General features: G+C 65.6%; 7 protein-coding genes. 1 reads left to right on the top strand and 6 read right to left on the bottom strand.

Annotated features, from left to right (window positions below):
* Positions 1-464: 464 nt before the first annotated feature.
* From E3T25_RS11435 to dnaK, 5 genes are read right to left on the bottom strand one after another with little or no spacing between them, the layout of a single operon-like run.
* On the bottom strand, positions 465-1,601 hold the full coding sequence (locus tag E3T25_RS11435) for a class I SAM-dependent methyltransferase (protein WP_134374348.1): 1,137 nt from the start codon (positions 1,599-1,601) through the stop codon (positions 465-467).
* 26 nt (positions 1,602-1,627) lie between these two features.
* Positions 1,628-2,062 (bottom strand): heat shock protein transcriptional repressor HspR, encoded by a 435-nt coding sequence (locus E3T25_RS11430; protein ID WP_134374346.1) that lies wholly within the window; start codon positions 2,060-2,062, stop codon positions 1,628-1,630.
* A gap of 2 nt (positions 2,063-2,064) precedes the next feature.
* Positions 2,065-3,072 (bottom strand): DnaJ C-terminal domain-containing protein, encoded by a 1,008-nt coding sequence (locus E3T25_RS11425; RefSeq protein WP_134374344.1) that lies wholly within the window; start codon positions 3,070-3,072, stop codon positions 2,065-2,067.
* Entirely contained in the window at positions 3,065-3,685 is a 621-nt protein-coding gene (locus tag E3T25_RS11420) for a nucleotide exchange factor GrpE (RefSeq protein WP_134374342.1), read from the bottom strand. The genes E3T25_RS11425 and E3T25_RS11420 overlap by 8 nt, the downstream gene beginning before the upstream one ends.
* Positions 3,685-5,553, bottom strand: coding sequence for a molecular chaperone DnaK (gene dnaK, locus E3T25_RS11415; protein WP_134374340.1), 1,869 nt, complete (start codon positions 5,551-5,553; stop codon positions 3,685-3,687). The genes E3T25_RS11420 and dnaK overlap by 1 nt, the downstream gene beginning before the upstream one ends.
* A gap of 187 nt (positions 5,554-5,740) precedes the next feature.
* Here dnaK and E3T25_RS11410 point away from each other — a divergent pair, with 187 nt between their 5' ends.
* Positions 5,741-7,069 carry an MFS transporter gene (locus E3T25_RS11410; RefSeq protein WP_134374338.1) on the top strand — a complete coding sequence of 443 codons (1,329 nt, stop codon included), beginning with the start codon at positions 5,741-5,743 and terminating at the stop codon, positions 7,067-7,069.
* Here E3T25_RS11410 and E3T25_RS11405 read toward each other — a convergent pair.
* Positions 7,066-7,587: a hypothetical protein gene (locus E3T25_RS11405; protein WP_134374336.1), complete on the bottom strand. Its 522-nt coding sequence runs from the start codon at positions 7,585-7,587 to the stop codon at positions 7,066-7,068. The two genes, E3T25_RS11410 and E3T25_RS11405, sit on opposite strands and share 4 nt — an antisense overlap.
* Positions 7,588-7,596: the final 9 nt, after the last annotated feature.

Below are 7,596 nucleotides of genomic sequence, written 5' to 3'. Positions count from 1 at the left end.
GCCCTACGGCCGAGGTTTTTGGCATTTGACATTGTGCACGCTGTTGAGTTCTCAAGGATCGGACGCACTCGACTTCAAACCCACCAAGGGGCTGTCGCTTCGAGGCAACCTGTAAAACTTACCCACCCGACTAATCTCTGTCAAATCACGGAAAGCAGCCGATTCCGAGTGCGCCAAAGCGACTCGAAATCATCTACATACGCGACCTGACGACCAGCCGAAGAGAGATATTATTTTGGTTTAAACCCGAACTCTCCCAAGTCGGGAGGATATTCGAGAAAAAACTAAATCTTCGTCCCACTTGAGGCCGGGAAGCTCTGCGGCTTTCCGCACCTGTGGGGTGACTAGAGAGACATTACGGTGAATTTTGGGGGTGCGCAACTCCCTCCCGCATCCCGGGCGTGTCGGCTCCGGCGCCCTGGCGGAAGCCCCCAGGTGCGGGCCTCACGGCGGTCCGGCGCGTCTCAGCGTCCGGTCGAGACCGTGACGGTGAACTTGGCGTTCCGACCGACCTGGTGTGTCGGCCCGACCAATCGCGTCAGCGCGGGGCGATAACCGAGGTGGGTGTTCCACACACTCCACAGTTCACCACCGGGCTGCAACACTCGTCCGGCATCCTCGAACAGTTTCAGGGCTATGCCGGCATGGACCGACGAGCCGATGTGAAAGGGCGGGTTCAGCACAATCAGTTCGGCCGAGGCATCCGGTTGGCTCTGGAGCGCGTCATCCCGCACGACCGTGACCCGGTCGGCGAGCGCATTGGCCACCATGGTGGCCCGCGCGGAGGCGACGGCCGCGGCCGACTGGTCGGTGGCGGTCACCCGCAGGGCGGGACGGCGTCGGGCGAGGGTGGCGGCGAGCACCCCGGTGCCGCAGCCGAGGTCGATGGCGCTCCGAGCATCCGTTTTCATACGATCAAGGAACTCAAGCAGGTAGCGCGTTCCGATATCGACGGTCGCGCCGGCAAACGCAGCCCCGTGGGCGCAGATCGTGAGTCCCAGGTCGGCGTGCTCCACAGAATTCGGCCAGGTGGACACCGTCGGCTGAGTTGCGGAGGCAGTCGGAGCCGCTGCCCTGAGTACCCGCGACTTTTGCCGGGCCGACGAGACCTGCAGCTCGCCGAAGTGCTGGCGGAGCACCGCGTTCATGGTCGGCGTCATGTGCTTGATGCGTCCGCCGGCGATCACCACCACATCCGGTGCCGCGAAACGACGGATGGCGTCGGCGAACTCATCGAGCGCCGCCAGACTGCGCGGCAGCTGGATCAGCACCACCCGCGCGTTCGTCAGCAGTTCTTCGCCCAGGATGAGGGAGCGGTAGGAATCGGCGAGTCCGGCGTCGGCCGCATTCAGGGTGAGGGCCAACTCCCCAGAGAGGACATCCTGGTGCACCCGGATTCCCCGGGCCCCGGCCAGTGCGGCCGCGCCCAGGGTGAGAGCGCCATAGCGGTCCTCGATCACCACGACCTCGCCGGATCCTGCCTCGGCCAGCACGCCGGCCGCCTCGTCGAGGATCAGGCGGTCGCTCGCATCCACGGCGAAGAGATTGTCCGCTTCCACGTCGGGGAAACGCCTCAGGCGGTCAAAGGAAAAATCAGGCATTGCCTCAGGCTAGCCCGCAGGTGCGGCTACTTCTCGTCGCCGATCGGGCGGGAACCCAAGGGGCGCCAGATCACGATCTGGTTGGACCGGCGCGTGCGCGTACCGGCCCGCATCGAGATGACCTCACCGGCCGAGCCGGCCGCGAAGATGCGGCGGCCCGGACGGTTGAGCAGTTCATCGGCCAGCGCAGACTCCAATTCGCGCAGCCGCGATTCGAGCGTGCGCACGTGGTCCTCGAGGTCAATGATGCGACGGATCCCTTCCAGGCTCACACCCTCGGCACCGAGCTCCGCGATCTCGCGGAGCTTGGCCACATCCCGCATCGAGTACCGGCGAGACCGACCGGGGGTGCGGTCGGGACTCACCAGCCCCAGGCGATCGTATTGGCGCAGCGTTTGCGGGTGCATGCCCGCAAGCTCGGCGGCCATCGAGATTACGAAAACCCGGGTGTTCTCGTCCACCGTCAGTCTCTCGCCTTCGCGAGGAGTTCGTCGCGCGGATTCTCCTTCGGCAGTGCTTCCGCGAAGGCCGCGAGTTTCTCTTCGGCGTCCTTCGACAGATGAGACGGAACGGCAACCTGAACCTCCGCCAGCAGGTCCCCGGTGCCCTTGGGCGTCACGACGCCACGCCCCTTGACGCGCAGCACGCGCCCGCTCGGGGTGCCCGGGGCGATGCGCAGTTTGACCGGCGCTCCGCCCAACGTCGGCACCTCGATAGTGGCGCCGAGCGCGGCCTCGACGAACGTGACCGGAACGGAGACCCGCAGGTTCAGCCCATCGCGTTCGAAGACCGGGTGCTTGCGCACGTTCACCGTGAGTACGATGTCGCCGGACTCGCCGCCGTCAGGGCTGTGCTGCCCCTGGCCGCGGAGCTTGATCTTCTGCCCGTCGGCCACCCCGGCCGGGATCTTCACCTTGATGGCGCGGCCATCCTGCGTTTGCAGGGTGATCTGGTCACCGTGCGTGGCCGTGATGAAGTCGACCGTTGTCGACGCGATCACGTCGCGGCCGCGAGTCGGCCCGCCGTAGCCGCGGAACCCGCCGCTCGAGGTGCCGAAACCGCCGCCACCCTGACCGCGGCCGAACATGCCGCCGAGGAGGTCGTCGAAACCGCCCTGCTCATAGGAGTAGCCGGGCTGTTGTTGCCGCGCGCCCCCACCGAACATGCCTCCGAAGACATCATCGAAGCCTCCGGCCTGCCCGCCACCGGGGCGCGGGGCGGTGAAGCGGGCCCCACCGCCCATCGCGCGCACAGCATCGTATTCCTTGCGTTGGGCAGGGTCACCGATCACCGAGTGTGCCTCGCTGATCTCCTTGAACGTCGCCTCGGCCGCAGGGTTGCCCGGATTGGAGTCCGGGTGATACGTGCGGGCGAGCTTGCGATAGGCCTTCTTCAGCTCGGCCGGGGTGACGTCCTTTGACACACCCAGGATCTTGTAAAAGTCCTTATCGAACCAGTCCTGGCTAGCCATCGCTCGGTACCTGCACGACGACCTTGGCCACGCGCAGGAGCGACGAGCCGAGGAAGTAGCCGGTCTCGATCACGTCACCGACGGTCTCCGACTCGATGCCCGCGGTGGGCAGCTGGAAGATCGCCTCGTGGATGGTCGGATCGAACGGTTCGCCGACCGTGCCGAAGGACTTCACGCCCAGGCGCTCGACGCTCCCCCGCAGTTTCGCGGCGATCGTGCTGAACGCCGAGTCTTCGACCAGGTCGCCGTGCTTCTCAGCGCGGTCGAGATCGTCGAGCACGGGAATCAGGCCCTTTACGACATCCACGGTGACGCGCTCACGCTCGACCTCGCGGTTGGCCTCGGTGCGGCGACGGTAGTTGGCGTACTCCGCGGTGACCCGCTTGAGGTCGGCGAGGTGCTCGCTCGTGGGCTCGTCGACTTCCCGCGTGGCGGCATCCAGGATGTCTTGGACCGTCAGCTCGTCCTCTTCGATACCCTCGGCGGACGCCTCGTCGAAGTCCTCGACACTCACACCTTCGGCTTCCGCCTCGGCGTCGGCCCCGGGGGCACCCTCAGTGGATGCCCCCTCGTCAAACGGCTCGTCGCCAGGACGCTTGTTGTCGTCTGCCATTACTTCTTGGTCTCGTCTTCGTCGTCGACGACCTCGGCGTCAACCACGTCTTCGTCGGAGCCGGCCGCGTCGGCGGTCGGCTCGGAGTCGGTTGGGGCACCGGCCGCGGCATCCGCCTGGCTGGTCTTGTAGATGGCCTCGCCGAGCTTGCCCTGGCTCTCGTTGAGCTTGTCGAAGGCCGTCTTCACGGCCGCATCGTCGTCGCCGACGAGAGCGGCCTTGAGGGCGTCGACGTCGGCCTGAACCTCGGACTTCACGTCCTCGGGCAGCTTCTCGTCGTTCTCCTTGATCAGCTTCTCGATCGAGTAAGCGAGCTGCTCCGCCGTGTTGCGGGTCTCGGCTGCCTCGCGACGGCGCTTGTCCTCGGCGGCGTGCTCTTCGCCCTCGCGCACCATGCGCTCGATGTCTTCCTTCGCGAGCGAAGATCCGCCCGTGATGGTCATCGACTGTTCCTTGCCGGTGCCCTTGTCTTTGGCAGACACGTGCACGATGCCGTTGGCGTCGAGATCGAAGGTAACCTCAACCTGCGGGATGCCGCGCGGGGCCGGCGCGATGCCGGTCAGCTCGAACGTGCCGAGGTTCTTGTTGTCGCGGGTGAACTCGCGCTCGCCTTGGAAGACCTGGATCGCGACGGACGGCTGGTTGTCGTCGGCTGTGGTGAAGGTCTCGCTGCGCTTGGTCGGGATGGCCGTGTTGCGCTCGATCAGGCGCGTCATGATGCCGCCCTTGGTCTCGATGCCGAGGCTCAGCGGGGTGACGTCGATGAGCAGGACATCTTTGCGCTCACCCTTCAGCACGCCGGCCTGCAGTGCGGCGCCAACGGCGACGACCTCGTCCGGGTTGACGCCCTTGTTCGGGTCCTTGCCACCGGTCTCGGCCTTGACGAGCTCGTACACGGCGGGCATGCGGGTGGAGCCACCGACGAGAACGACGTGGGCGATATCTTCCACCTTGACCCCGGCTTCACGGATGACGTCCTGAAACGGCTTCTTCGTGCGGTCGAGCAGGTCTTCGGTCATCTTCTCGAACTGGGCGCGGGTGAGCGTCTCGTCGAGGTTGGCCGGGCCATTCTCGGTCAGGGAGAGGTACGGCAGCTGGATGCTCGTCGACATGCTGCTCGAGAGTTCCTTCTTGGCCTGCTCGGCGGCTTCCTTGAGGCGCTGCTTGGCGATCTTGTCCTTGGAGACGTCGACGCCGGTGGTTTCCTTGAACTTCTTGATCAGGTGATCGACGATGCGCTGATCCCAGTCGTCGCCGCCGAGGCGGTTGTCACCGGCAGTCGACCGCACCTGAATGGTGGAGAAGTCGTCGTCCTTGCCTACCTCGAGGAGGGAGACGTCGAAGGTTCCGCCGCCGAGGTCGAAGACCAGGATGAGCTCGTCTTCTTTGCCACGGTCGAGGCCGTAGGCGAGTGCGGCCGCGGTCGGCTCGTTGATGATACGCAGCACGTTAAGGCCGGAGATCTCGCCGGCCTCCTTGGTGGCCTGGCGCTCGGCATCATTGAAGTACGCGGGAACGGTGATGACGGCATCCGTCACCTTGTCGCCCAGGTACGCCTCGGCATCGCGCTTGAGCTTGGCCAGGATGCGGGCCGAAACTTCCTGCGGGGTGAACTTCTTGTCGTCGATGGCGACATTCCAGTCGGTGCCCATGTGGCGCTTGACCGACGCGATGGTGCGGTCGACGTTGGTGACGGCCTGGCGCTTGGCGGTCTCGCCGACCAGCACCTCGCCGTCTTTGGTGAAGGCGACGACGGACGGCGTGGTCCGGAAGCCTTCGGCGTTTGCGATGACGGTGGGTTCTCCACCTTCGAGGACGGCCACCACAGAGTTGGTGGTTCCGAGGTCGATGCCTACTGCACGGGCCATGTGTGCGTTCTCCTTTAAAGTATGTTCTCAGCTCGATTTCACAGAGTTGAGTGGTGCTGGCTCAAGTGTGCCAGTGTCCCAAATCGAAAGTCAAGCCACGCACCTGAGAGTTGAGCGTGAACGACTCAACTTTGAGATTTCGTGCAATCGATGGTCTCCGGCCACCCACATCCACTAGCCTCAGCGCATGACCGTGATCGCGGAGCAGGGCAGCACGGATGCCCGGGAGCTGCCAGACAAAACGAGCAGACGCCGCGTAGTGGCCTGGAGCTTCTGGGACTGGGGCTCTGCCGCGTTTAATGCGGTGGTCACCACCTTCGTCTTCACCGTCTACATCACGGGCAGCTCGTTCGGCGACAAAGACGTCATTTCCGCCCAGCTCGGTTGGGCCCTCGCCATCGCCGGCTTGCTGGTAGCGGTGCTGGCCCCGATCACCGGACAGCGCTCGGACACCTCCGGGCGGCGCAAGCTGTGGCTCGGCGTCAACACGTTCATCGTGGTGGGCCTCACCGCGGCGATGTTCTTCGTGGAGGCGTCACCGAGCTTCCTGCTGCTCGGCCTCGTTCTGGTGGCCGCCGGCAACGTCTTCTTCGAGTTCGCCAGCGTCAACTACAACGCCATGCTGTCCCAGGTCTCGACCGCGCGCACCATCGGCAGGGTCAGCGGTTTCGGTTGGGGCATGGGCTACATCGGCGGCATCGTGCTGCTGCTCATCGTGTACTTCGGTTTCATCAGCCCCGACGTGGGTCTGTTCGGGGTGACCAGCGAGAACGGCCTCTCGGTGCGGGTCACGATGCTCATCGCGGCCGCCTGGTTCGGCCTGTTCGCCCTGCCGGTGCTGTTCTCGGTTCCCGAATACCGTTCTCCCGTTGCGGTGCGCCGGCCCCGGGTGAGCTTCCTCCGTTCCTACGTCGTGCTCGGGCAGGACATCATTCGGCTCTGGAAGACCAGCCGCCAGACGGTGTACTTCCTGATCGCGAGCGCGATCTTCCGCGACGGCCTGGCCGGGGTTTTCACCTTCGGCGGGGTGCTCGCGGCATCCGTCTTCGGATTCTCACCCGGCGAGGTGATCATCTTCGCTATCGCCGCCAATGTCGTGGCGGGCCTGGCCACCATCATCGCCGGCGCGCTTGACGACCGGGTCGGCGCAAAGCCGATCATCGTGACCGCCCTGATCGGCCTGATCGTGTTCGGCAGCATCGTATTCCTGCTGCACGACGGCGGTCAGATCGTGTTCTGGACCGCCGGCCTCGCCTTGACGCTCTTCGTCGGGCCGGCCCAGTCGGCCAGCCGCACCTTCCTGGCACGCCTGATCCCGGCCGGCCGGGAGGGTGAGGTCTTCGGGCTCTACGCCACGACGGGCCGCGCGGTGAGCTTTCTGGCGCCGACCATGTTCGCCCTGACGGTGACGATCTTCGGCGAAACCTATTGGGGCATCCTCGGACTTATGTTGGTTTTGCTCGTGGGGCTGCTTCTCCTGCTTCCGGTGAAGGCCCGCCAGGACCAGATTGGCTAACGGATGCGGGTGGCCTCGTTGTGCTCGACCAGCACCCAGGTGGAACCCTCGTCGTTGGAGACCCAGCCCTCCCAGGCGTAGGCGTCAGGTGTGATCGAGACGAAGTTCCAGCGGATCGGGCGGCCGTCGGTGCCCGTGCCGTCCTGGCGCAGGCCGTTGCGGTGGGGGGTCGCCACGAGGTGGCAGTACTCGCCGGATGCCGGGGCGAAATAGCTGACCCGCCACACGCCGGCGTAGGAATCATAGACTCGCACGGCCGTGGCGACGGTCTCGAAGCCGGTCGGGTGCGAGTCGCTCACGACGACCTCGACGTCTTGCACCGCACGCCCGTCGAGCACGAAGTCGACGATCCAGGTGAATTCGCGCCCGGTCCATTCGCCGGTCGTCTCGTCGAGGAGGGACCCGGTGGCGGCCCAGGCGCCGACCAGCTGGCCGAAGCGGCGCATCCGCCCCGGGTAGTCGGCTGTCGGTCCCGGCGCGACGAGCGCCTCGGCAAAGCTGGGCACGGATGTGGTCATGGGCCGATT

It is taken from the genome of Cryobacterium sandaracinum (assembly GCF_004403415.1).
In the GTDB taxonomy this organism is placed as follows: domain Bacteria; phylum Actinomycetota; class Actinomycetes; order Actinomycetales; family Microbacteriaceae; genus Cryobacterium; species Cryobacterium sandaracinum.
Note: the sequence above shows the minus strand (reverse complement) of the source record. Positions and strands in the feature narration are given on the sequence as shown.

Coding starts and splice junctions, on each gene's coding strand:
- E3T25_RS11435 (WP_134374348.1), bottom strand. CDS start 1,601: ATGCCTGATTTTTCCTTTGACCGCCTGAGGCGTTTCCCCGACGTGGAA.
- E3T25_RS11425 (WP_134374344.1), bottom strand. CDS start 3,072: ATGGCTAGCCAGGACTGGTTCGATAAGGACTTTTACAAGATCCTGGGT.
- E3T25_RS11420 (WP_134374342.1), bottom strand. CDS start 3,685: ATGGCAGACGACAACAAGCGTCCTGGCGACGAGCCGTTTGACGAGGGG.
- dnaK (WP_134374340.1), bottom strand. CDS start 5,553: ATGGCCCGTGCAGTAGGCATCGACCTCGGAACCACCAACTCTGTGGTG.
- E3T25_RS11410 (WP_134374338.1), top strand. CDS start 5,741: ATGACCGTGATCGCGGAGCAGGGCAGCACGGATGCCCGGGAGCTGCCA.
- E3T25_RS11405 (WP_134374336.1), bottom strand. CDS start 7,587: ATGACCACATCCGTGCCCAGCTTTGCCGAGGCGCTCGTCGCGCCGGGA.